Annotated in this window: 20 protein-coding genes; 8 read left to right on the plus strand and 12 right to left on the minus strand. The window is 69.7% G+C overall.

Annotated elements, in window-relative coordinates; all coding sequences use genetic code 11:
* The first annotated feature begins 108 nt into the window (after positions 1–108).
* From coaBC to cysK, 3 genes are read left to right on the plus strand one after another with little or no spacing between them, the layout of a single operon-like run.
* Entirely contained in the window at positions 109–1347 is a 1239-nt protein-coding gene (gene coaBC, locus L2U69_RS17520) for a bifunctional phosphopantothenoylcysteine decarboxylase/phosphopantothenate--cysteine ligase CoaBC (RefSeq protein WP_236108428.1), read from the plus strand.
* Positions 1347–1808, plus strand: a complete 462-nt coding sequence (locus L2U69_RS17525; protein WP_236108429.1) for an RrF2 family transcriptional regulator — start codon at positions 1347–1349, stop codon at positions 1806–1808. The genes coaBC and L2U69_RS17525 overlap by 1 nt, the downstream gene beginning before the upstream one ends.
* Positions 1809–1855: 47 nt before the next feature.
* Positions 1856–2815 carry a cysteine synthase A gene (gene cysK, locus L2U69_RS17530; protein WP_236108430.1) on the plus strand — a complete coding sequence of 320 codons (960 nt, stop codon included), beginning with the start codon at positions 1856–1858 and terminating at the stop codon, positions 2813–2815.
* Positions 2816–2935: 120 nt separating this feature from the next.
* Here the strand turns inward: cysK and L2U69_RS17535 are convergent, their stop codons facing one another.
* Complete coding sequence (locus L2U69_RS17535; protein ID WP_236108431.1) at positions 2936–4090, minus strand: thiolase; 1155 nt, start codon at positions 4088–4090, stop codon at positions 2936–2938.
* Positions 4090–4500 carry a Zn-ribbon domain-containing OB-fold protein gene (locus tag L2U69_RS17540; protein WP_236108432.1) on the minus strand — a complete coding sequence of 137 codons (411 nt, stop codon included), beginning with the start codon at positions 4498–4500 and terminating at the stop codon, positions 4090–4092. The genes L2U69_RS17535 and L2U69_RS17540 overlap by 1 nt, the downstream gene beginning before the upstream one ends.
* A 284-nt stretch (positions 4501–4784) precedes the next feature.
* Here L2U69_RS17540 and L2U69_RS17545 point away from each other — a divergent pair, with 284 nt between their 5' ends.
* The 3 genes from L2U69_RS17545 to L2U69_RS17555 all read left to right on the plus strand — a co-directional run bounded on the left by L2U69_RS17545 (position 4785) and on the right by L2U69_RS17555 (position 8692).
* Complete coding sequence (locus tag L2U69_RS17545) at positions 4785–5420, plus strand: OmpA family protein (protein ID WP_236108433.1); 636 nt, start codon at positions 4785–4787, stop codon at positions 5418–5420.
* 160 nt (positions 5421–5580) lie between these two features.
* Positions 5581–6795 (plus strand): EAL domain-containing response regulator, encoded by a 1215-nt coding sequence (locus tag L2U69_RS17550; RefSeq protein ID WP_236108434.1) that lies wholly within the window; start codon positions 5581–5583, stop codon positions 6793–6795.
* 13 nt (positions 6796–6808) lie between these two features.
* A complete protein-coding gene (locus tag L2U69_RS17555; RefSeq protein ID WP_236108435.1) occupies positions 6809–8692 on the plus strand; it encodes a hybrid sensor histidine kinase/response regulator in 1884 nt (627 codons plus the stop codon).
* On the opposite strand, the gene L2U69_RS17560 is transcribed toward L2U69_RS17555, so the two are convergent.
* The 4 genes from L2U69_RS17560 to L2U69_RS17575 all read right to left on the minus strand — a co-directional run bounded on the left by L2U69_RS17560 (position 8645) and on the right by L2U69_RS17575 (position 14059).
* Complete coding sequence (locus tag L2U69_RS17560; RefSeq protein ID WP_236108436.1) at positions 8645–9859, minus strand: DUF3047 domain-containing protein; 1215 nt, start codon at positions 9857–9859, stop codon at positions 8645–8647. The two genes, L2U69_RS17555 and L2U69_RS17560, sit on opposite strands and share 48 nt — an antisense overlap.
* A 36-nt stretch (positions 9860–9895) precedes the next feature.
* On the minus strand, positions 9896–11149 hold the full coding sequence (locus L2U69_RS17565) for an acyl-CoA dehydrogenase family protein (RefSeq protein WP_236108437.1): 1254 nt from the start codon (positions 11147–11149) through the stop codon (positions 9896–9898).
* Positions 11150–11225: 76 nt separating this feature from the next.
* Entirely contained in the window at positions 11226–12749 is a 1524-nt protein-coding gene (locus L2U69_RS17570; RefSeq protein ID WP_236108438.1) for a WS/DGAT/MGAT family O-acyltransferase, read from the minus strand.
* A 71-nt stretch (positions 12750–12820) separates the two neighbouring features.
* A complete protein-coding gene (locus L2U69_RS17575) occupies positions 12821–14059 on the minus strand; it encodes an MFS transporter (protein WP_236108439.1) in 1239 nt (412 codons plus the stop codon).
* Positions 14060–14211: 152 nt separating this feature from the next.
* Here L2U69_RS17575 and mepA point away from each other — a divergent pair, with 152 nt between their 5' ends.
* Together mepA and L2U69_RS17585 are read left to right on the plus strand one after the other, a co-directional pair.
* Positions 14212–15057: a penicillin-insensitive murein endopeptidase gene (mepA, locus tag L2U69_RS17580; RefSeq protein ID WP_236108440.1), complete on the plus strand. Its 846-nt coding sequence runs from the start codon at positions 14212–14214 to the stop codon at positions 15055–15057.
* Positions 15058–15150: 93 nt separating this feature from the next.
* Positions 15151–15912 (plus strand): hypothetical protein, encoded by a 762-nt coding sequence (locus L2U69_RS17585; protein ID WP_236108441.1) that lies wholly within the window; start codon positions 15151–15153, stop codon positions 15910–15912.
* A gap of 10 nt (positions 15913–15922) precedes the next feature.
* Here L2U69_RS17585 and L2U69_RS17590 read toward each other — a convergent pair whose 3' ends face one another.
* The 6 genes from L2U69_RS17590 to cysT form a co-directional block, all read right to left on the minus strand.
* Complete coding sequence (locus L2U69_RS17590; RefSeq protein WP_236108442.1) at positions 15923–16588, minus strand: DUF882 domain-containing protein; 666 nt, start codon at positions 16586–16588, stop codon at positions 15923–15925.
* A 361-nt stretch (positions 16589–16949) separates the two neighbouring features.
* On the minus strand, positions 16950–18812 hold the full coding sequence (locus L2U69_RS17595; RefSeq protein ID WP_236108443.1) for a L,D-transpeptidase family protein: 1863 nt from the start codon (positions 18810–18812) through the stop codon (positions 16950–16952).
* Between the two features lie 139 nt (positions 18813–18951).
* Entirely contained in the window at positions 18952–19851 is a 900-nt protein-coding gene (locus L2U69_RS17600; protein WP_236108444.1) for a heme-dependent oxidative N-demethylase family protein, read from the minus strand.
* Between the two features lie 42 nt (positions 19852–19893).
* Positions 19894–20946 (minus strand): sulfate/molybdate ABC transporter ATP-binding protein, encoded by a 1053-nt coding sequence (locus L2U69_RS17605; RefSeq protein ID WP_236108445.1) that lies wholly within the window; start codon positions 20944–20946, stop codon positions 19894–19896.
* A gap of 33 nt (positions 20947–20979) precedes the next feature.
* Positions 20980–21828, minus strand: coding sequence for a sulfate ABC transporter permease subunit CysW (gene cysW / locus L2U69_RS17610; protein WP_236108446.1), 849 nt, complete (start codon positions 21826–21828; stop codon positions 20980–20982).
* Positions 21829–21830: 2 nt separating this feature from the next.
* On the minus strand, positions 21831–22700 hold the full coding sequence (gene cysT, locus L2U69_RS17615; RefSeq protein ID WP_236108447.1) for a sulfate ABC transporter permease subunit CysT: 870 nt from the start codon (positions 22698–22700) through the stop codon (positions 21831–21833).
* Positions 22701–22704 lie beyond the last annotated feature (4 nt).

Here is a 22704-nt window from a genome sequence, read left to right on the forward strand (position 1 = left end):
CAACGATATTTCGCGCCGCACAATACCGCATTCCGCTCGTCAATATCATTGAATTCCACCAGTTGTACGTATAAATAAGCATACCTCATCATGGCCACCGGACGCGACATGAGCGACGACGACAAACGGGCGGAAAGACGCATTCTCCTGATCGTCGGGGGCGGCATCGCCGCCTATAAGGCGCTGGAGCTGACGCGCCGCCTGCGCGAGCGGGGCATCGCCGTCCGTGCCGTGCTGACCCGCGCCGGCCAGCAGTTCATCACCCCCCTGTCGCTGTCCGCCATCACCGGGGACAAGGTCTATACCGACCTCTTCTCCCTGACGGACGAGGCGGACATGGGCCACATCCAGCTCTCGCGCGATGCCGATCTGGTCGTGGTCTGCCCGGCGACCGCCGACCTGATGGCCAAGATGGCCGCCGGCATCGCCGACGATCTGGCGACCACCGCGCTGCTCGCCACCGACAAGCCGGTGCTGATCGCGCCTGCCATGAACGTCCGCATGTGGAACCACAAGGCGACAAGGCGCAACCATGCCCGCCTGCTGGCGGACGGCATCATGGCCGTCGGCCCGGACGACGGCGACATGGCCTGCGGCGAATTCGGCCCCGGCCGCCTGGCGGAGCCGGCCGACATCCTGGAGAAGATCGAAGCCTTCTTCCGCTCGCGCGGGGAACAGCCGATGGTCGGCAAGCGCGTCGTCGTCACCTCCGGCCCGACCCACGAGCCGATCGATCCCGTGCGCTACATCGCCAACCGTTCCTCGGGTCAGCAGGGCCATGCCCTCGCGTCCGCCCTCGCCGCGCTGGGGGCTCAGGTCACCCTGGTCTCGGGCCCCGTCAGCCTGGCCGATCCCGCCGGTGTCGAGGTCCGCCACGTCGAGACCGCGCGCCAGATGGCGGCGGCGGTCGACGCCGCCCTGCCCGCCGACGTGGTCGTCTGCGCCGCCGCCGTCGCCGACTGGCGGGTCGCGGGCGAGGCGGACCAGAAGATCAAGAAGGACGGCAGCGGTCAGGCACCGGCCCTCGCCTTCGTCGAAAACCCCGACATCCTCGCCACCGTGTCGCGCGCCGGCCCCCGGCGTCCGCCCCTGGTGGTCGGCTTCGCCGCCGAGACCGAGAAGGTGGTCGAGCACGCCAAGGCCAAGCTGGCACGCAAGAACTGCGACTGGATCATCGCCAACGACGTCGGCGCCGGGCCCGAGGGCGGCGTGATGGGCGCGCCCGACAACGCCATCCACATCGTCACCGCGGACGGGGTCGAATCCTGGCCCCGCCTCGCCAAAACCGAAGTGGCGACGCGCCTCGCCGCGCGCATCGCCCAGACCGTCAAGGAACGGAACATCTGATGCTACGCCTCTCGCGCAAGATGCTCTTCGCCCTCGAGGCGGTGGTCGACATCGCCTACAACGCCCGGCCCGAGCCGGTGCAGTCGAAGGAGATCACGCGCCGCCAGGGCATTCCGCAACGTTATCTGGAACAGGTGATGCAGCAATTGGTCCATGCCGGCGTGCTGAAGGGCGTGCGCGGGCCGAAGGGCGGCTATCGTCTGGCGCGGGAACGCCGGCGCATCACCGTGGGCGAGATCATCCGCACCGTCGGCGCCTTCGAGGCCGGCGACGAGGACGACGGCGACGGCGCGCCGATGTCGTCGGAACTGGGCCGGAAGGTGGTGCAGCCGCTCTGGTCCGAACTGCACGAGACGATCATGAGCAAGCTCGATTCCATCACGGTCGAGGATCTGTGCCGCCGGGCCGAAGGCGCCGGCGTCAAGGCCGAAGGGCGCGAGCGGATGGATTTCGAGATCTGAGCCCCCCACATCTGAAGAACGGCGAACCGCATTCCAGGAGAACCAGAATGACCACGGCAACCAAGCCCGGGCGCGGCCGCGTCTACGACAGCATCACGGAAACCATCGGCTCCACCCCGCTGGTGCGCCTGCACCGGATGGCGGAACAGCACGGCGCCAAGGCCGACGTCCTCGCCAAGCTCGAATTCTTCAACCCGCTGTCCAGCGTGAAGGACCGGATCGGCGTCGCCATGATCGAGGCGCTGGAAGCGGCCGGCAAGATCAAGCCCGGCGCCACCCTGGTGGAGCCGACCTCGGGCAATACCGGCATCGCGCTCGCCTTCGTCGCGGCGGCCAAGGGCTATCGCCTGATCCTGTGCATGCCCGAATCGATGTCGATGGAACGGCGCAAGATGCTGCTGCTGCTCGGCGCCGAACTCGAACTGACGCCGCCCGAAAAGGGCATGCGCGGCGCCATCAACCGGGCGGAGGAACTGATCAAGGAAATCCCCGGCGCGGTGATCCCGCAGCAGTTCGACAATCCGGCCAACCCCGCCATCCACCGCGTCACCACGGCGGAGGAAATCTGGAACGACACCGAGGGCAAGGTGGACGTGGTCATCTCCGGCGTCGGCACCGGCGGCACCATCACCGGCATCGGCACCGTCCTGAAGAAGCTGAAGCCCACGGTGAAGATGATCGCGGTCGAGCCGGAGGACAGCCCGGTCCTGTCCGGCGGCCAGCCCGGCCCGCACAAGATCCAGGGCATCGGTGCCGGCTTCGTGCCCTCGATCCTGGACCGCTCGGTGATCGACGAGATCATCACCATCGGCAATGAGACCGCCTTCGAGACCGCGCGCCAGGCCGCCCGCCTGGAAGGCATCGCCTGCGGCATTTCCTCGGGCGCGGCGCTTTCCGCCGCCCTCGAGGTCGCGGCCCGGCCCGAGATGGCGGGCAAGACCGTGATCGCCATCATCCCGAGCTTCGCCGAGCGCTATCTCTCGACCGCCCTGTTCGACGGTCTTTGATCGAAGCCCTTCACGTCGTCCCGGCGAAGGCCGGGACCTCGTGACGAGAAGGCGCCCCTCCGGCGAAAGGCCCCGGCCTTCGCCGGGGCGACGCACTTATTGTCAGCAACGCCTTATTTATTACAGCGTCTCCTCCAGCCCGAGGATCGCGGTCACCTGGGACGACCAGTGGCCGCCGTTGCCGTGGCAGAGCGCGACCTTCGGGTCCGGCAACTGCCGGGCGCCGCATTCGCCGCGCAACTGGCGCACCGCCTCGATCAGCAGGAACAGCCCGTACATGCCGGGATGGACGCAGGACAGGCCGCCGCCGTTGGTGTTGAGCGGAAAGCCGCCGCCGTGGCGCAGCTTGCCGTCGGCGACGAAGCGCCCGCCTTCCCCCTTCGGGCAGAAGCCAAGATCTTCCAGGAACATGATCGGCGTGATGGTGAAGGCGTCGTAGAGCATGACGAGGTCGAGGTCGTCATGGCCGACCCCGGCCATCTCCATCGCCCGAGGGCCCGACCGGCTGGCGGACGACACGGTCAGATCCGGCATGCTGGAAACCCAGCGGTGCCAGTTCTCCGCCGCGACGCCGAGCATGTAGACAGGCGCCTTCGGGAAATCCTTCGCCCGGTCGGCCCGGGTCATGATCACGGCCCCCGCCCCGTCGGTGACGAGACAGCAGTCGCGCAGGGTGAGGGGGTCGGAGACCATGCGCGCCGACAGCACGTCCTCGATCGAGAGCGGGCCCCGGGCCGTCGCTTCGGGATTGAGGTTGGCCCAGGTCCGGGCCGCCACGGCGACTTCCGCCAGATGTTCGCGCGTGGTGCCGAATTCATGCATGTGGCGCGCGGCGGCCAGCGCATAGGGCGTCACCGCATAGCGCGGCTTGTAGGGCGCCTCGAACGGCACGACCTCGGAGCTGGAGACGAATTTGCCCGCCCCCGTCTTCTGGTTCGAGCCATAGGTGATCAGCGCCACCTCGCAGAGCCCGACGTCGAGCGCCAGCGCGGCCCATTGCATATGGGCGAGGAAGGAACCGCCGCCCGTGTTCGTGCCCTCGGTCACCTTGGGCCGAAGCCCCAGATATTCGGCGACGTTCACCGCCGGCATGGCGTTGACCATGGTCGCCGAGAAGACGCCGTCGATGTCCGACAGTTTCAGGCCGCAGTCGGCGAGCGCGGCATGGGTGGCGTCGCCGACGAGATCGAAGGCGCTGCGACCGGCGGCGCTGCCGATCCCGGCCTGACCGGCGCCGACGATCGCGGCCGAGCCGCGAAGGGACCTGCCCGCCATCACGCGCCCTCCACCGGCCGGAACACCACCACGGGCGCGCCCTCCTCCTCGACGATCGCGGCTTCGACCGCAAGGCCGATGGCGACCGCCTCGGGATCGATCCCGTCGATCCGCGACATCATGCGCGGGCCTTCGGCGAAATCGACCAGGGCGATGTTGAGATTGCCGCCGTCCTGCGGGCGCCGGCGCAGCACCGTCGTCGAATAGACCGTGCCCCGGCCGCTGGCCCTGCGCAGTTCGATGGCGTTCGAGCCGCAATGGGGGCACAGCACCCGGGGGTAGAAATGCGCCCGGCCGCAGTCCAGGCAGAACGGCAGCGTCAGATCGCCCGCCGCTAGGGCGTCGCGCCACAGGCGTTCGGGTCCGGGCCCCGTGGCCGTCACCCGAATCGCCGTCTCCATCGTCGTCATCCGGCTCTCCCCTCTCGGTTTTCGGCAACCTAGCCAGCCCGCGCGCCAGCGACAAGCCGGCGGATCGGCGGGAACCGGACGTGACATGGCGCATTCTTGGTGCAGGAGATTCGCCGATCCCCCGTTTCTGTGATTCGTGTCACGGAGCCGTGCTGGCGCGCGGCCGGATCACCGCCTAGACTGCATCGTCGTCGTTGCCTGTCGCGCTTGCCCGGTACAGGACAATCCCGAGGAGGGGAATACCGGGACCTCGCCATGGGCGCCGAGCATCAAGGGAGCACCCCATGTTCAAGCACATCACGATCATCGCCCTCGCCGGCGGCCTTCTCGCCGGCTGCGCCGAGGACGGTCGCATCTCCAATACCGGCGCCGGCGCCGGCATCGGCGCCCTGGTGGGCGCGGGCATCGGCGCCGCGGTCGCCGGCAACAAGGGCCAGGGGGCCCTGATCGGCGCCGGCATCGGCGCATTGGCGGGCGGATCCATCGGCTACTACATGGATCAGCAGGAGAAGCAGCTTCGCCAGAAGATGGCCGGCACCGGCGTCGAGGTGGAGCGCGTGGGCGACAACATCAAGCTGATCATGCCCGGCGGCATCACCTTCCGCACCGGCTCGTCCGACATCCAGCCGCAGTTCTACGATCCGCTGAACCAGGTCGCGGCGGTGCTGAACCAGTACCCGCAGTCGATCATCAACGTCATCGGCCACACCGACAACGTCGGTTCCGACCAGATGAACCAGCAGCTTTCGGAGCGCCGCGCCACCTCGGTCGCGAACTACCTGCTCTCGAAGGGCGTGATCCCCGAACGCCTCAACGCCTACGGCATGGGCGAGACCCAGCCCGTCGCCGACAACAACACGGACTTCGGCCGCCAGCGCAATCGCCGGGTCGAGATCCTGATCCAACCCTACACGGGTTGATCGAACCGATTTTTGATCCGGGGGGCCGGCGGACCGGCCCCCTGGGGGCATTTCAGCGAAGGTCGCATTGACAGCACGGACCCCAGGGTCCAGTGGTGAGACGGACTACCCGCTTCGCGCGATCCTCGACAAGCCCCAACGTTTCCATTCTCGCAAACAGATGCACGCCCGTTCCGACATAGCCGGCCCGGCGGCCGGTGGCTCCGCCTCCGTCCTGATTCTCGACGACGACGTCGAACTGTCGGAAGTGCTGCGCATCCGTCTGGAGCGTGACGGTTTCAACGTCGTCACCGCCCACTCCCTGGCCCGCTTCGAGGAATGCCTGGACGAGACGCCGACCTGCGCGGTGCTGGTGGATCTCAACCTCGGCAATCAGGACGGGCTTCAGGCGGCGGAACGCCTCGGGGCGCTCGGCTATGGCGGGCCGGTCTTCCTGATCAGCGGCTCCGACGACCGGGTCCTGACCGCCGCGCGGCGCCATGCCGAGGCGCTCGGTCTCGACATGCCCGCCGTGTTCCACAAGCCGTTCTCGCCCGCCGAACTGTCGTCCGCCATCCTGTCGGCGGTGGCGGCACCGCGCCGGTCCGCCGCCTCGGATCTGCTGCGGGGCCTGCAGGGCGATCAGATCCGTCCCTTCTTCCAGCCCCAGGTCGACCTTGCCACGGGGGCCCTGGTCGGCGCCGAGGCACTGGCGCGCTGGGCCCTGCCCGACGGCAGCATCGAGGCGACGGGACGGTTCCTGCCCATCGTCGAGGCGGAGGGGCTGTGGGGCGAACTGACCGGCGCCATGTTGCGCGGCGTGGCCAGGGCCGTCGCGGGCTGGCGGGATGCCGGCCTGTCGCCCTGCCGGGTCTCCATCAACCTGGAGACGAGCGTCGCCACCGATCCCGACTTCGGGCCCCGGGCGGCGGCCGCGATCGACGACTGGAACATCCCGCACGAGTTGATCGGCTTCGAGATCACCGAACAGACGGCCATGGGCGACACCGCCAAGGCACTGCGGGCGCTGACCTGGCTGCGCATCAAGGGCTTCGACCTGTCGATCGACGATTTCGGCACCGGCTTCTCCTCCCTCGCGGTGCTGCACGCCATGCCCTTCTCCGAACTGAAGATCGACAAATCCTTCGTGCGCCGCATCGCCACCGATGCCGATGCGCGCGTGATCGTGAAGGCGATCGTCGATCTGGCCCGGAATCTCGGCCTCGTCTCCGTCGCGGAGGGCATCGAGGATCAGGCGACCCTCGACCAGCTGCGCGCCATGGGCTGCGATCGCGGCCAGGGCTTCATCTTCGGCGGCGCGGTCGACGCCGCCACCTTCGCGGGGCATCTCGAGACCGGCGTCCTGGCACCGCCGGCGTCGCCCGACCTCCGCTGACCGTTCCCGCGCCATGAGCCTCAGGTCGCGGTTCGAGGGCCAGAAGCGGGGCGTGCGGGCCGTCACCCTGATCCTGGCGCTCGGCTATGGCGCCGTCGCCACCTATCTGGTCGACCGCGTTCTGGTGGCCGGGTCGCTGTTCACCACCGATCTCGATCCGGACCATGCGCAGCGCCTGCGCGAGGCGACCGATCAGATCACCGTCGCCTTCCTGGGCCTGTTCGCCCTCGGTCTCGTGCTGATCGCGATCGCGCTCGCACAGGCCCGCAGCGCCCGCAACCTGTTGGCCGAAGTGCGCCAGGCCAATCGCGAGAGCGGCCGACTCGGCCTTGCCGTCGCCGCGTCGAGCGACGGCATCGCCCTGACCGATCCGGCGGGCAACGTCCTCTCCATCAACCGCGCCTTCTGCGCGATGCTCGGCCTCTCCTATGAAGCCGCCGCCATCGGCCGGCGCTGGAGCGATCTCTATCCGCCGGCGGCGCGCGGCCCCGTGATCCAGGCGGTGGCGGCCGCCATGGCCGACGACGGACACTGGCGCGGCAACGTCACCTGTCCCCGCCGCGACGGCGAGGTCATCGAACAGGATCTGAGCGTCACCCGGCTCGAAGACGGCGGCGTCGCCCTGATCGCCCGCGACATCACGCGCCAGACCGCCGACCTGCACGCCCGCCGCCTCCTCGAACAGCAATTGCTGAACGCCCAGAAGATGGAGGCGATCGGCCGTCTGACCGGCGGTTTCGCCCATGACTTCAACAACATCCTGGCTTCGGTCCAGGGCTATGCCGAATTCCTGTCCGAGGACACGCCCAAGGACGTGCCGGCCCATCGCTTCGCCGAGCGTATCCTGACCGCGACGCGGCGGGGCCGCGTCCTGGTCGACCGTATCCTCAGCTTCGGCCGGCCCGCCGCCGGCGGAACACAGGCCTGCGACGTGAACGCGGCCGTCGAGGAAACGGCGGGCCTGCTGGCGGGGGTGATGCCCTCGAACGTCCGGATCGAGACCCGTCTCGGCCCGTCCGGCCTTTTCGCCGGGGTCTCGGTCGATCAATTGGTGCAGGCCCTCATGAACCTCGGCGTCAACGGCCGCGACGCCATGGCCGAGAGCGGCGGTACCCTGACCTTCGCGGTGGCGCCTGAGGAGGGCGAGGCGCGCCCGGCCGATGCCTGGCCCTCGGTCCGCCTGGGGCGCCAGGTGCCGGGGCTCCGCTATGTCCGCATCCGGGTGACGGACCAGGGCGCCGGCATTCCCGAGGACAGTCTGGACCGGATCTTCGAGCCCTTCTTCACGACCAAGCCGACCGGGGCGGGCACCGGTCTCGGCCTCGCCGCGGTCCAGGGCATCGTCACCGGCAGCGGTGGCGAACTGGTCCTCGCCAGCCGCGTCGGCGCGGGCTGCCGCGTCGACCTGTTCCTGCCGGCGGCGGACGCCATGCCCGCTGCGCCGGCCGAGGTCGCCGCCCCGCCCCGCCTCTCCCTGCGTGTGCTGGTGTGCGAGGACGACACGATCCTGAGCGAGGCGACCGCCGAAATCCTGACTCGCGGCGGTTACGGCGTCGAGGTCGTGCACGACGGCGCCAGCGCCCTGCGGCGCCTTCGCGAGACGCCGGCCGCCTTCGACGTGATACTGACCGACGAGACGATGCCCGGGATGCGCGGGACCGAGCTGATCGGCCGATTGCGCGCCGACGGCATGGCCATTCCGGCGGTCGTCTGGTCGGCGAATGCCGGTCACGACCTGCTGGACAGCGCGGGCCTGTCGGGCCCGGCGGCCAGGGTCACATTCTGTCGGAAGCCCGCCGCCGCCGATCAGCTGCTGGCGGCGATCGCCCGCGCCGCCGGTTTCGGCGCATCAGCCGACGGGAATGCGCCCGCCCGGACCGACCAGGGCGATATCTGAGAACACCGCGATCCCCTCGCCCCGCCCGAACAGGCTGTTGGCGATGAGCCAGACGCGCGTCACCCGCGCGGGCACGGCGCCGCCTATGGCGCCGGCGTAGTCGGCATGGACGTCCCGCGACTCCATGTGCCAGTGCCCGAGCCCGGCGCTGCCGCTGCGCAGCACGACATGGGTCTCGCGCGCGGTCCAGGTCGGCAGCGGACAGCGGTAGACAGTGCCGACCGGCAGGCCCGCGCTCCAGTAATAGGTCAGGTCCTGGCCGTCGCCGTATTCGACCGCGATCGACATGTAGTCGTGGCTCGGCACCGTATCCTCGCGCAGGTCCGTCGGCAGGCGGTCGACCTTCCACGCCCATTCGAGCCGCAGCCCCGGCACCAGCTCGACATCGACGTCATATTGCAGAATGGCGACGTCGCGCCGGGTATGGCAGGCGATCGGACGCTGGCGGCCCGCGATCTCGCAGCGAAAGAAGGTCTCGCTGTCGCCGAGGAACCAGAGGTGTTTCCATCCCCGCGGCAGCTCGCGCCCGTGAGCCTGACGGTCGAGTTCGCCCGCGACGAGACCTTCATGATCGCCGAGCGCCTGGAGCCGGCGCAATCCTTCCTCGATCGGCACGGCCCAGACCAGCACCGCCACCAGCATGCAGCCCGCGACCTTGTCGTAGTCGCGCGGGTCGGTCCCCAGGGTGCCGTCCGGCTTTGCCCATTCGCCCGGAAAATAGCTGGCGAGGGACAATTCGCCGCCCGCCCCGGTCGCCACCAGGGAATGGCTGGCCCGGGTGCCGCGAAAGACCGGGCCATCGCCGATGCGCAGCCACATCTGGAACGGCGGCGCCACCCAGATGTCGAGCGGACGCGCGAGGTCGGTGCGGCCGGCGGCGAAGGTCGTGACGCGATCGCCGGCATCGAGCCGGATCCCGGTCCTGGTCCAGGGTGGGCGCGTGGCCGGCAGTTCGACCAGGCGCGCGTCGACCAGCGTGCCCGGCGGCAGCCGCCGCAGCACGGTCTCGAAATGGCGCCTGAAAGCCGCCAGATCGGGGCCCGGATCCACCCGGCGGGCCAGGCGTCGGCGCATATGGCGAAAGCCGAGCCGCGCCGCGACCCCGAGCGCGGCAATCCGGCCGGGCACGCGGGCGCGCTTCAAGGTCGTCGGCATGTCGTCGGTCATGGCGTGTCCTCCCCCCGAGGTTGGCACGCCCGAGATTTACAGGCCGAGCGCCAGCTTGGCCATGATGTTCCGCTGCACCTCGTTGGTGCCGGCGTAGATCGACATCGCCCTGTTGTTCAGATACTGCGCAACCATGATCGGCGCCTCGGCCGGGCCCATGGGGGCGTCGTTGGCGCCGGGCCGGGTCCAATGATGGGCATAGGGGATGCCGGCATATTCGAGCGCGGCGAGGCCGAGTTCGTTCACCTGCTGCATCAACTCCGTGCCCTGGGTCTTCAGCATGGAGGATTCGGCCGCCATCATGGCGCCCTGGCTGATCGCCGACATTACCCGATGCTCGGTCACGGTCAGCGCGTCCAGGGCGATCGAAACCTCGGCCAGGCGGCGGCGGAAGCCCTCGTCCTCGGCGGCGCCGGTCTCCCGCGCGACCCGGGCGAGACGTTCCAGCGCCACGCGGACCCCGGCGCCCCAGGCATTGCCGCGCTCGTGCACCAGCAGATATTTGGCGATGGTCCAGCCCTCGCCTTCCTTCCCGATGCGGTTCGCCTTCGGCACGCGCACGCCGTCGAAGAAGACCTGGTTCACCTCGTGATCGCCGGCGATCGTGATGATCGGCTGGATGGAGATGCCGGGCGTATCCATGTCGATCAGGATGAAGGTGATGCCTTCCTGGGGCTTGCCCGACGTGTCGGTGCGCACCAGGGCGAACATGCGGTTGGCGAATTGCGCCTGTGTGGTCCAGATCTTGGTGCCGTCGATGACGTAATCGTCGCCGTCGGAGACCGCGCGGCACTTCAGCGACGCGAGATCCGAGCCGGAACCGGGCTCGGAGTAGCCCTGGCACCAATAGTCCTCGCCCGAGAGGATGCGCGGCAGATAGAAGTCCTTCTGGTCCTGACGCCCGAAGGCCATGATCACGGGCGACACCATCTTCAGGCCCATGGGGCTCAGATGCGGCGTCTGCGCCTTGGCGCATTCGGTATCGAAGATGTAGCGCCGGACCACGCCCCAGCCGGTGCCGCCATGTTCGACCGGCCAATGGGGCGCCGCCCAGCCCCGCGCGTTCAGCACCTTCAGCCAGCCGATGTTCCATTCCTTCTCGGAAAAGGCGCTGGTCGCGGCGCGGCCGGCGGCGCGCAGCTCCTCGGTCAGATTCTCGGCCAGGAACGCCCGCACCTCGGCACGGAACGCCTCGTCTTCGTCGCTGAAGCGCAGGTCCATCGTCTTCTCCCCGTCGGCCCTTCGTCCGGCCGCCCCCATCTGGCGGTTCTCGGTGCGAAGACCGTGCATTTCTCGCTTTCCGCCATTCTGGCGAAGCGGGGAGAAGGGCTCAAGTTCGCCTTTTCGACGTCGCGGCCGCCTGGGCTCAGGCGGCGTCCGGGCCCTTCCTGCTCGCGATTTCGTCGACCGTCGCCTTGATTCTGCCGGCCCCGAGAACCGGCATGGGGCGGGCAGCGACGCGGGCGGCGATCGCCTCCGCCTCGTCGGCGCGGGTCTTCGCCGCCACCACCAGTTCGTCGAGGGCAAGAGCGAGACCGTCGGCGAAGCGTTCGACATCGGGCACCGCCTCGCGGTCCACGATCACGCCGAACTCGACATGATCCATATAGGACTGGACCGTCAGATTGATGCCGACGCCGTCCGCCGGGATCGAGACCGGGAAGATATGGGCGAGCTGCGCGCCGGCCAGATAGAGCGGAAAGCCCGGCCCCGGCACGTTGGAGATGACGGTGTTGAACACCGGCCGGTGCAGGTCGGCGATCTTGTAGCGGGAATAGAGCCGGGCCGCGCGCGCCGCCACCAGCGGGGCCGCGAACAGCGACCAGTCGCGCAGCATGTCGGCGGGCAGGGCCTTGTAGCTCTCCTTCGCCTCGCGGGTCGATTCCTTGATGGTGGCGATGCGCTCGATCACGTCGTCGATGTCGGTCGCCAGCGAGACCAGCATGGCCGAGACCCGGTTGGCCTGGACGCCCTTCTCTTCCTCGCTGCGGACGGAGATCGGGCACATGGCGATCAGCGGGCGTTCCGGCAGTTCGCCGAGACCGTCGAGATAGGACCGCAGGGCCCCGGCGCAGACCGCCAGCACCACGTCGTTCACGGTACAGCCGAGCTGGTTCTTCACCTCCTTCACCGCATCGAGGGAAAGGGTCCGGACGGCGAAGCGGCGATGCGGCGTCAGCGCCCGGTTGAAGGGCGTGTGCGGCGCCTGGAAGGGTGCGGGCGGCAGATGGGCGCCCGGCTCCAGCGCGCGCTTGCCGACATTGAGCAGCGTGCCGAGGAGCTTCGGCATGCGCCGCGCCATCGACAGGGGCTGGACCACGCCGTGGACGGCGGCGCGCACCAGCATCCCCACCTCGCTGGGCGAGCGGTCCGGCGTCCAGGGCCGTTCGGGCGGTTCCACGTTGCGCGGCTCCGGCGAAAAGTCGAGGAGGGACACCAGGAGTTCCGTGCCCGAAACGCCGTCGACGCAGCAATGATGGATCTTGGTGTAGATGGCGACGCCGCCGCCCTCCAGCCCCTCGATGACGTAGAATTCCCAGAGCGGGCGCGAGCGGTCGAGCGGGCGGGAATGCAGCCGCGCCACCAGATCCATCAGGTCCGCCGTCCGGCCCGGCGGCGGCACGGCGATGTGGCGCATGTGGAAGTCGAGGTCGAAATCGGCGTCCTCGACCCAGAGCGGATGGTCGATGTCGAGGGGCACGAACTGCAGGCGCCGGCGGTAGGCGCGGGCCAGATGCAGCCGGCTTTCGACCAGCGCCTTCACCCGCTCGAAGAAACTCGTCTCGGCTTCCGGTGGCGGCTCCAGGATCAGCAGGCCGCCCACATGCATGTGGTTGGTCGGGGTTTCGAGATACAGAAACGAGGCGTCCAGGCCACTCAGGCGTTCCATGATCTCCGTCTCCCCCGGCTTGTTCCGTCCTAGGGGTAGCGCCCTCGGGCCCGCCGATCAATGCGCGAATTTCAGACCGCCTCGTCCGCGTCGGGCGTGGAGCGCGGGTTGAGTTCGGCGACAGCCGGCGTCGTCGGCATGGCGACGAAGGGCCCCTGCGCCTCGGTCGGCGGGGCTGCGCGCACGCGCATGCGATAGACCGTGAACAGCGCCGCCAGGCCATAGATGCCGCCGATGAAGAAGAACAGGGCGGACGGGCCGAACCAGGCCATCAGGTAGCTGGCGGCGGGCGGCCCGGCGACGGAGCCGAGCGCCCAGCACAGGAGAAGACCGGCCGAAACGCCCACCACCTCGTCCTGGTCCGCGAAATCATTGGCGTGGCCGACCGCCAGCGGATAGATGACGAAGACCGCCCCGCCGAAGACGAAACCGAGGATGTTGAGGGCCGGCGCCGAGGTGCCGACGGCCGCCATGACGACCGCCGCCACGACGGTGGCGAGCAGGGCGCCGAGGAGCACGCTGCGCCGGTCGAAGCGGTCGGAGGCCCAGCCGATCGGCCATTGCAGGGTCAGGCCGCCGACGAAGACCAACGCCATGAAGACGGCGATCTGCCCGGCATCGAGGCCGATCGCGGCGGCGAAGGTGGGGCCCGCCAGGGCGAGCGAGGTATTGCCGATGCCGCAGGCGACGGTCGCGACGACGGCGACGGGCGAGACCCGGACCAGGCGCCCGAGGCCGTAGCGGATGGGCCCCGCCACCACCGGCGCCTGGACCCGGGTCAGGGCGATCGGCACGAGGCAGAGCGAGAGCAGCAGGCCGCCGGCGACGAAGAGCGTGGGCGCCGCCGGATCGCCGGACGCGATCAGGGCCTGACCGCCCGAATAGGCCAGCTTGTCGGTGATCATATAGGCGGCGAGCACGGCGCCCCGCGTCGTCGTGGTCGCCCGCGCGTTCAGCCAGCTTTCGGCCACCGTATAGAGGCCGGCGGCGCAGAAGCCGGTGCCGAGGCGGAAGACCGACCAGGCATAGGCATCGTCCACCAGCGCCAGCCCCAGGGCGGAGGCGGTGGCGAGCCCGCCGAAGGCGGCAAAGGCGCGCACGGGCCCGACCGCCGAAATCGTCTGGCGCCCGAACAGACAGCCGAGCAGGAAACCCAGGGGATAGCCGGCCATGACCAGGGAGGTCAGATGCGCCGGCACCTCTTCCAGCCCCAGGCGGATACCGACCATGGTGGCGATCAGGCCGATGCCGGAAGAGACACAGGTGATCCCCATCAGGACGGGGGTGACGGCAGTCAGGGACCGAAACATTCCGCTCTCCAGGCCTCGGCAATCGCGCCACGGCGTGATGCCGCCGAGTGTGTCGTCGCCGCGCGCCGGCATCAAGAGGGGCCGACGCCGGTCAGGGCTGCGGTGCGCGATGGCGCATCGACGTCGATGCCCCCGCGCGCTAGGATTCGGCGATGGCCCCTCTTCGTCTCGCCGCGATTCTCCTCGCTGTCTGCCTGCCGTCGATCACGGGGGCGCAGACGCGCTACGACACGCCCTGGGCCCATGTCGAGGCGCCGTCTTCGGGACCCGCGCGGGCGATCGGCGGGGCCGCCGCCGGCTGTATCGCGGGCGCGGCCGCCCTGCCGGCGGAGGGGGAAGGCTTTCAGGTGCTGCGGCGCTGGCGCAACCGCTTCTGGGGCCACGGCGATCTCGTCGCCTACCTGAAACGGCTGGGTGGGCGCCAGGCGGCGGCCGGCTTCGGCCCCCTGCTGATCGGCGACATGTCGCAGCCGCGCGGCGGGCCCATGGCCTTCGGCCACCGCAGCCACCAGATCGGCATCGACGTCGACATCCTCTTCACCACCGGGCCCATGAGCGCGGACGCACGCGAGAGCCTGCGCGCGCCGCCCTCGATGCTGGCGGGCGACGGCAGGACGGTGGCGACGGAGCGCTTCGGCCCGGCGCAGATCGCCATGCTGCGCAGCGCGGCCGGCGATCCCGCCGTCGCCCGGATCTTCGTCAATTTCCATCTGAAGAAATATCTCTGCGACCGCCTGCCCGCCGCCGAGCGCGGCTGGCTGCACAAGGTCCGGCCGTGGCTCGGCCATGACGAGCATTTCCACGTCCGCCTGCTGTGCCCGGCCGACAGTCCGTCGTGCAGGGAACAGGCTCCGATCCCGGCCGGCGACGGCTGCGGCGACGATCTCGCGCAATGGTTCCGCCCCCCGCCGCCGCGCGATCCGAACGCGCCGAAACCGAAGCCGCCCAGCGCCCCCGTGCTGCCCGCCGCCTGCGATGCCGTGCTGACCGCGCCCTGATTTTGCTGCGAATCAGCGCCTGAAGGTTCAGAATCGGACCGTTGGCTGCGCATTCGGCCGTTCTTCGTGCGGATCTTCTGCGGAGGGAACGAGATGACGGTGAGCCGACGGGCACTCCTTGCGGGGGGCTTCGGCCTTCTCGCCGGGGCCTGTGCCGGGACGGCGCCCAGGGTGGCCGCACCGCGACGCGGTGACTTCGGCATCCTGCTTTCGGACGGCACCCGCGTCGTGGCGCCGCCGGGGGCGGGCGCTGGCACGGCGCTGCCGGCCGTCGTCTTCCTGCCGGCGACCGACGGCACGGCGTCCGGCCTCTATCGCTATTACGCCGAAAGCCACGCCGCCGCCGGCGATTTCGTCGCCATCCTGCCGCCCGGCAGCAGCAGCCGCGCCGACTACAGCAGCGGGGAGCGCTTCGCCGCCACCGTGCGCGAATGGGACGAGCGGGTGCGCGCGGGCCTCGACCGCCACGGCGCGCGTTTCGGCGTCGATCCGGCGCGCGTCGCGCTGTCGGGCTTCTCGCTGGGCGGCGATCTCGCCTGGGCGCTGTCCCTGCGCTCGCCCGAAGCCTATTGCGGTGCCGTGGTCATGGGCAGCCGCTGCGGCTTTCGCGCCGGCCACAGCCTCAGCATCTTGTCGTTCCGGGGCTATCGCTTCGCCCTGCTGCGCGGGTCCGACGAGTCCAACGCGCGGGCCGGCGGCATGGCGGCCGCCCGCCGCCTGCTGACGTCGGAAGGCATCGCCCATATCTACGACGAAGTCCCGGGCAGCCACGTCCGGGCGCCGCCGCCGGTGTTCATGGGGGCGGTGGACTACGTCCTGGGCCGGGCGCCGCCGGCCTGGGCCCTGACGGTCTGAGAGGGGGCGCTCAGCCGCCCCAGGTGCGCACCGGGCCGGTGTCGACATGGACGAAGTTGGAGCGGCGGTAATAGCCGACGCCCCCCTCGCCCATCGCGACGGCGGTCTTGTAGAGGCCGCGCAGGTTGCGCTCCGGCATGCGGATGTCGAGGGCCATGCCCTGGATGTGGAAGGAATTGCGCGCCACGCCCCGGCTTTCGGAGGCGCGCTTCGCATTGGTGCGCGGCGCCCGATAGGCGGAGACGATCTGCACCGGCGCGCCGCCGGTCTCGAGGCGATGGCTGAGCAGGGTCAGCAGGTCGAAGAGCTGCGGATCGATGCGATGCACCTCGTTGGCGCGATGGTCGCGCAACAGGATGTTCAGCTTCTGCAGCGCGTCGCCGACGTATTGACCGTCGCGCCAATAGACGCTGGTGAAGCTTTCGCCCGTGTTCAGATTCTTGAGGGAGAGCTTGCGCGGCCCACCGATGGCGGCCAGGGCGTCGGCGGGCTTCAGCAGGCCGCCCGCGACCGTCGCGGCGGCGAGACCGAGACCGACACCGAGAAGGCGGCGGCGCGTCGTGGGCACGGGATCGGGCGATACGGCACTGGAGGGAGCGTTGCTGGCAGCAAGCCCCACGGACTGCTGCTGGTTCGAATCTGCGGTCACCCGGCGAATCAGTCGCTCCAACGCCATCTTTCGCACCCTTTGTTACGGCCGTTCCCCGCCGTGGGTTTACGGCCTCTGCCCCTATCGGCACCTCGCGCGGTGCCTTGTCTCTTTCGATGCTTGTTTGTTCTTGATGCTTGCTTGCGAATCACCGCCCCCTGCCGAGCGACGGCTAGAGATTACCCACAGTCTTTAGTGTTGCAAGACCGATACATCCCATTGTCCGGTGAGAAATCTTAAAATTTTCTCCCCAACTGGGACTTTTTCGCCACACCCGTTCAGGGGGTGGCGGCGCGTGGATGGATATTGCACCAGCCCGCCGCATCCGGGGATGCGGCAAACTGCCGGTGGGGCGAAATGCCGGCGAGGTGACGGGGCGGTTTTCGGATCAGAGCGCGTCGGCGAGGCGCACGGGGCGGTTCAGGCCCCGGGCGATGCGGCCGTCGATGCCGTAGAGATCCTCGCGGAACTGCGGCTGGCCCTGTTCGTCGACCCAGGCGGTGACATAGGTCAGACGCACGCCGATGTCGTGAACGACGGTGACATAGACCGTCTCGGTCGAGCGGGCGATGAAGGCGTCGATCCGCTCCCGGTCCCAGCGCGGCACGTCGCGCAGCAGGCGCGCGCCCAGGGCGAAGGGATCCTGCACCCGGACACAGCCCGAGCTGAGGGCGCGCATGTCGCGCCGGAACAGATGCTTGTCCGGCGTGTCGTGCAGGTAGACGGCGTAGTCGTTCTTGAAGTTGATCTTGATCCGGCCGAGCGAATTGCCGTTGCCCGGCGCCTGCTTCAGGCGATAGGGGATCGAGCGGCTGCGCGGCACCTGGGTCCAGTCGATGGTGGTTGGATCCACGGGCTCGTCGCCGAAATAGACCGTATAGCCGTGGCTCTGCAGATAGGTCGGATCGTTGATCTGCTTGCGCACGATGTCCTCGCCGGCGTTGCGCGCGGGCACGCGCCAGGGCGGGTTGAGGACGATGTTGGTCACCCGGCTCTCGAGCAGGGGGGTCTTGCGCTTGGTGCGGCCGACCACGACCGGCGTCACCATGGCGAGGACGCCGTCCTCGTAGTAGCGCAGCATGAATTCCGGAATGTTCACGATGATCCGGTTCGGCCCGAGATCCGGCAGCAATTGGCGGCGCCGTTCCATGTTGACCAGGATCTGCGCGATCCTGTCCTCGACCGTGGCGGAGAGATGGGCCAGCGTCTGGCGGCCGATCACGCCGTCGTCCTTCAGGCCGTGGCGCAGCTGGAAGTGCTTCACGGCCGCGATCAGGGCCGGATCGTAATGATCGGCGCGGCCCGCGGTCACCCCCGCGCCGTCGGCCAGCATGAGGCGGGCACGGATCGCGATCAGGCGGGAATCATAGTCGCCCGGCGAAATCTTGGCGCCCTCCGCCGCGACCACGGGCCATCCGCCGGCCGCCGCCAGATCGCGGTATTCGGCCAGCAGGGATTTCAGCGCCAGATAGCCGGGATCCTGCGGCCCGGTGGCCGCCAGGGCCGCGACCGGGTCGGGCGTCGCCAGCGCGCGCGCCGCGAGACTGGCGGCATCGACCGGCGCCCCCAGTTCGCGCATGTCGACCGGCAGGCGCACGGTGGCGAGGCCGGCGCCGTTGCGGTCCGCGACATAGCGGATGAGCGTGTCGGAGAGCAGCACCTCGGCGGTGCCGTCGGCCTGTCCGGCGAAGAGGGCCGCAATCAGGCCGAGGGGATAGCGCGCGGGGTCCAGGCCCTCGGCGCCGGCATCGGCGATCAGGCCGGTCACCGCCGGCACCAGCGCGGCGAGCCGCCCGTCGCCGGTCCAGAGACGCGCGCCGCCGGTCTGGGCATAGAAGCGCTGAAGCGCGGGACGGTCGATCCCGGCCAGGGCGGCATGGGAAGGATCGAAGCCGAGCACGGCCGGCAGGTCCAGGGGACCGGTGACCGGAACCGGCGCGACGAAGACGGGCGTTGCCGGGGGCGGCGCCACCGCCGGTTCCTCGTCGATGCCGGTGGTCAGCGGCTCGTCCGATTCCTCGGGCACGGCGGCGGTCGCCGGCAGGGCGGGCGGGGGCGGCGGCAGGGCGGTCGCCACCGTGGGCGGACCGGCCGGCGCCGGCGCATTCGCCTCGGCATGGGGCACTTCGAGGATCAGCGGGCCGTCCTCGGCCCGGACGTCCGTGACCAGCACGGGACCGGCCGCGACGACGGCGGCCAGGGCGGCGCCGAAGCCGTAGGTGGCGGCTATCCGAAATCCAGCGGTTCGCATGAGAAACAATTCCGATCGGCAAGGCCAGGTCGCGAGTCGGGCCATTCTGGAACATCACCCGAACATTGCAAGTGACAGCCGTCGCACCGTGTGAGACTCGGTCCCCTGTCCGCTTTTCTGTTGCCCTTCGACAACAGGATCAGGCCGCAGCGGCGGTCTTCAGGTAGGCGAGGACGGCGTCGCGATGCCGGGTCAGGCCCTTGTAGGCCACGGTCTCGGCCGGCATCGTCGCCAATTGCCCGGCCAGCAGCGACGCCGCTTCCGGATCCGCCGCGATCGTCGCCAGCGGGCATTGATAGGTGCGAATGGTGAAGAGCACGGCGCCGGTCACCGGCAGCCGGCGGAGCGTCTGGCGTTCGGAGCGCAGATAGAGCCGCGTGCCCGCGTCCGCGACGCCGATCGGCGGCGTCACCGCGCGGTCGCCGTGGGGCGCGGTCTGGAACAGCGCGGGATCGTCGTGCATCGACCAGTTCGTCCGCCAGACCGGCCGGTCGGTGCGCAGCACGGCGAAGAAGCGGTCCATCGCCCCGCCCAGTCTGGCGTCATAGTTGGGAACCGGGCCGTGGATCGCCGCCAGGGGCCGGCCGATCTTGTCGGCGAGCGCCCAGCGCGCCGGAAAGGAGACCGAGGCGGCGACGAGGCGATAGGCCTCCCCCTCCCCCGAGGGCGCCATGACGCAGAGATCCTCCTGTACCAGACGCCCGGCGCGGTCGAGCGGGTGGAGGGCGGCATCGCGGAGATCGTGGCGGCGCCCCGTCTCCCGTTCCACCAGAACCTCGTCGTCGCCCTCGATCGCGAAGCGTTCGGGAAAACGGCGGGGCAGATGGTCGACCAGCAGCGCCAACACCTCGGCCCCCATCGCCTCGCTGCCCGGCAGGGCGCGGAAGACCGCGTCGTGATCATGGGCGATCAGGCGGAATTTCTCCGCGATCTCCGCGCCATAGTCGGCGTCGATCTGGATCCAGTCCCGAAGGTCGAGGCCGGCCAGCCCCATCTGCATGCGATAGGGCCCCTGGGAAAACGGTACATAGGGAATCACAGCCGATCTCCGTGAACACGGCCGAGGAATGCGCGCCGCCCCTCAGCGATCGGCAAAGAGTCTTATATTTCGGGGATGGAGCGCAACCCGCGCGCCGCGCTCCGGCACCGCGACCATGGTCGTACCGCGCATCGCCTCGACCTCGAGGGCGAGCGGCAGGCCCGGCACGTCGACCTCGACCCGCAGGATCGGGCCGTTGGCGAAGACATGGGCGACCGTGCCCTCGATCCCCCGGGCCGACAGCGACGGCGCCGCCAGGTCGAATTCATGGGGCCGGACGAAGGCGACGGCGGGACCGTCCGGCACGCCTGGCGCCGGCAGATCGAGGCCCGCGACCGTCGCCCGGCCGCCCGCCACCCGTGCCGGCAGGCGGTTGGCGTTGCCGAGGAAATCGTGGACGAAGGGGGTCGACGGGTGATCGTAGACGTCCTGCGCCGTGCCGACCTGTTCGATCGCGCCCTTGTTCATCACCACCACCCGGTCGGCCATCTCCATCGCCTCTTCCTGGTCGTGGGTGACGAAGATCGTGGTCAGGCCCATGTCGTCGTGCAGGCGCCGCAGCCAGCGCCGCAATTCCTTGCGCACCTTGGTGTCGAGGGCGCCGAAAGGCTCGTCGAGGAGGAGTACATGGGGCTCGATCGCGAGCGCCCGGGCAAGGGCGACGCGCTGGCGCTGGCCGCCCGAGAGCTGGGCCGGATAGCGCGTGCCGAGACCGTCGAGCTGCATCAGGCCGAGCAGATGCTCCACCCGGGCCGCGATCGCCGCGCGCTCGGGCCGCCGCGCCCGCGGCCGGACGTCGAGGCCGAAGGCGATGTTGCGCGCCACCGTCATGTGGCGGAACAGGGCGTAGTGCTGGAACACGAAGCCGATGTTCCGCTCGCGCACCGAGAGTGCCGAGACGTCGGCACCGTCGATACAGATGCGGCCGGCGTCGGCGAAGTCGAGACCGGCGATGATACGCAGCAGGCTGGTCTTGCCCGAGCCGGACGGGCCGAGCAGGGCGAGAAACTCACCCCGTTCCACCGAGAGGTTGACGGCGCGCAGCGCCTCGAAGTCGCCGAAGCGCTTTCGGACGGAATCGATTTCGATGCTCATGGGATGGACCGGTCCGTGGAGTCTGGGGAGGGGTCAGTGGCGGGCGCCCGCGAGTTCGTCGCCGTGGTGCCATTCGAGGAGGCTCTTCACCGCCAGGGTGACGAGGGCGAGCAGCGCGAGCAGCGAGGCGACGGCGAAGGCGGCGGCGAAATTATATTCGTTGTAGAGGATCTCGACATGCAGCGGCATGGTGTTGGTGAGACCTCTGATGTGGCCCGAGACCACCGAGACCGCGCCGAATTCGCCCATCGCCCGGGCATTGCACAGCAGGACGCCGTAAAGCAGGCCCCAGCGCACGTTGGGCAAGGTGACGTGGCGGAAGGTCTGCCAGCCCGATGCGCCGAGGGACAGCGCCGCTTCTTCCTCGGCCGTGCCCTGGGCGCGCATCAGGGGGATCAGCTCGCGGGCGATGAAGGGCAGGGTGACGAAGATCGTCGCCAGCACGATGCCGGGCACGGCGAAGAGGATCTTCACGCCGTGGGCCGCGAGCCAGGGGCCGAGCAGGCCCTGCGCCCCGAACAGCAGGACATAGACCAGGCCCGAGATCACGGGCGAGACCGAGAACGGCAGGTCGATCAGGGTGATCAGCAGGCTCTTGCCCGGAAACTCGTGCTTGGTCACGGCCCAGGCCGCGGCCAGCCCGAAGACGAGGTTCAGCGGCACGGCGATCAGCGCCACGGTCACCGTCAGACGGACGGCGGCCATTGTGTCGGCGTCGCCGATCGCCTCGAAGAAGGCGCCCAGGCCCTTTCGCGTCGCCTCGTGGAAGACGGCGGCAAGGGGCAGCAGCAGGACCGCCGCCAGATAGACGAAGGCGGCGGCCGAGAGGCCGAAGCGGGTGGCGGCGCCTTCGGTCGTCGCGGCATTCGATCGTTGGGCCATGGTCAGGACGCCTGGGCGCGGTCGAGGCGCTGCAGGAGGTTGATCGCGAAGAGGAGGACGAAGGCCACCGCCAGCATCACCGTGGCGACGGCCGAGGCGCCGGCGTAGTTGTATTCCTCCAGCCGGGTGACGATCAGCAGGGGGGCGATCTCCGACACCATCGGGATATTGCCCGCGATGAAGATGACCGAGCCGTATTCGCCGACGGCACGGGCCAGCGCCATGGCGAAACCCGTGGTCAAGGCGGGCAGGATCGCCGGCAGCACGACGCGGCGGAAGGTTGCGAAGCGCGAGGCGCCGAGACTGGCCGCCGCCTCCTCGCTCTCGGCATCGAAATCCGCCAGCACCGGCTGCACCGTGCGGACGACGAAGGGCAGGCCGACGAAGACCAGCGCCACGACGACGCCGAGCGGCGTATAGGCGATCTTCAGCCCGTCCGGCCCGAACAGGGCGCCCAGCCAGCCGTCGCCCGCGAACAGCCCGCCGACCCAGCCGTTCCCGGCATAGAGCGTCGCCAGGGTGATGCCGGCGACCGCCGTGGGCAGGGCGAAGGGCAGGTCGATCAGGGCATCGACCAGGCGCCGCCCGGGAAAGCGGTAGCGGACGAGAACCCAGGCCAGCAGCAGGCCGAAGACGGCGTTGATCGCCGCCGCCGCGAGCGACGCCCCGAAGGACAGGCGAAGGGCCGCGAAGACCCGCGCGTCCGTCGCCACCGCCCAGATCCCGCCCGGGCCGAGTTCCGCCGCCTTGGCGACCAGCGCGCCGAGGGGGACGAGCACGATCAGCCCCAGATAGGCCAGCGTGAAGCCGATGGTGACGCCGAAACCCGGTATGACGCGCGGATGCCGCCGCCCGCCGATCGCCATGAGCATGATC

It is taken from the genome of Zavarzinia marina, assembly GCF_021568905.1.
Classification (GTDB): Bacteria; Pseudomonadota; Alphaproteobacteria; order Zavarziniales; family Zavarziniaceae; genus Zavarzinia; species Zavarzinia marina.

Excerpts from the sequence above, each read along its gene's own strand:
- coaBC (WP_236108428.1), top strand. The coding sequence starts at position 109 with ATGAGCGACGACGACAAACGGGCGGAAAGACGCATTCTCCTGATCGTC.
- L2U69_RS17525 (WP_236108429.1), top strand. The coding sequence starts at position 1,347 with ATGCTACGCCTCTCGCGCAAGATGCTCTTCGCCCTCGAGGCGGTGGTC.
- cysK (WP_236108430.1), top strand. The coding sequence starts at position 1,856 with ATGACCACGGCAACCAAGCCCGGGCGCGGCCGCGTCTACGACAGCATC.
- L2U69_RS17535 (WP_236108431.1), bottom strand. The coding sequence starts at position 4,090 with ATGGCGGGCAGGTCCCTTCGCGGCTCGGCCGCGATCGTCGGCGCCGGT.
- L2U69_RS17540 (WP_236108432.1), bottom strand. The coding sequence starts at position 4,500 with ATGACGACGATGGAGACGGCGATTCGGGTGACGGCCACGGGGCCCGGA.
- L2U69_RS17545 (WP_236108433.1), top strand. The coding sequence starts at position 4,785 with ATGTTCAAGCACATCACGATCATCGCCCTCGCCGGCGGCCTTCTCGCC.
- L2U69_RS17550 (WP_236108434.1), top strand. The coding sequence starts at position 5,581 with ATGCACGCCCGTTCCGACATAGCCGGCCCGGCGGCCGGTGGCTCCGCC.
- L2U69_RS17555 (WP_236108435.1), top strand. The coding sequence starts at position 6,809 with ATGAGCCTCAGGTCGCGGTTCGAGGGCCAGAAGCGGGGCGTGCGGGCC.
- L2U69_RS17560 (WP_236108436.1), bottom strand. The coding sequence starts at position 9,859 with ATGACCGACGACATGCCGACGACCTTGAAGCGCGCCCGCGTGCCCGGC.
- L2U69_RS17565 (WP_236108437.1), bottom strand. The coding sequence starts at position 11,149 with ATGCACGGTCTTCGCACCGAGAACCGCCAGATGGGGGCGGCCGGACGA.
- L2U69_RS17570 (WP_236108438.1), bottom strand. The coding sequence starts at position 12,749 with ATGGAACGCCTGAGTGGCCTGGACGCCTCGTTTCTGTATCTCGAAACC.
- L2U69_RS17575 (WP_236108439.1), bottom strand. The coding sequence starts at position 14,059 with ATGTTTCGGTCCCTGACTGCCGTCACCCCCGTCCTGATGGGGATCACC.
- mepA (WP_236108440.1), top strand. The coding sequence starts at position 14,212 with ATGGCCCCTCTTCGTCTCGCCGCGATTCTCCTCGCTGTCTGCCTGCCG.
- L2U69_RS17585 (WP_236108441.1), top strand. The coding sequence starts at position 15,151 with ATGACGGTGAGCCGACGGGCACTCCTTGCGGGGGGCTTCGGCCTTCTC.
- L2U69_RS17590 (WP_236108442.1), bottom strand. The coding sequence starts at position 16,588 with ATGGCGTTGGAGCGACTGATTCGCCGGGTGACCGCAGATTCGAACCAG.
- L2U69_RS17595 (WP_236108443.1), bottom strand. The coding sequence starts at position 18,812 with ATGCGAACCGCTGGATTTCGGATAGCCGCCACCTACGGCTTCGGCGCC.
- L2U69_RS17605 (WP_236108445.1), bottom strand. The coding sequence starts at position 20,946 with ATGAGCATCGAAATCGATTCCGTCCGAAAGCGCTTCGGCGACTTCGAG.
- cysW (WP_236108446.1), bottom strand. The coding sequence starts at position 21,828 with ATGGCCCAACGATCGAATGCCGCGACGACCGAAGGCGCCGCCACCCGC.
- cysT (WP_236108447.1), bottom strand. The coding sequence starts at position 22,700 with ATGCTCATGGCGATCGGCGGGCGGCGGCATCCGCGCGTCATACCGGGT.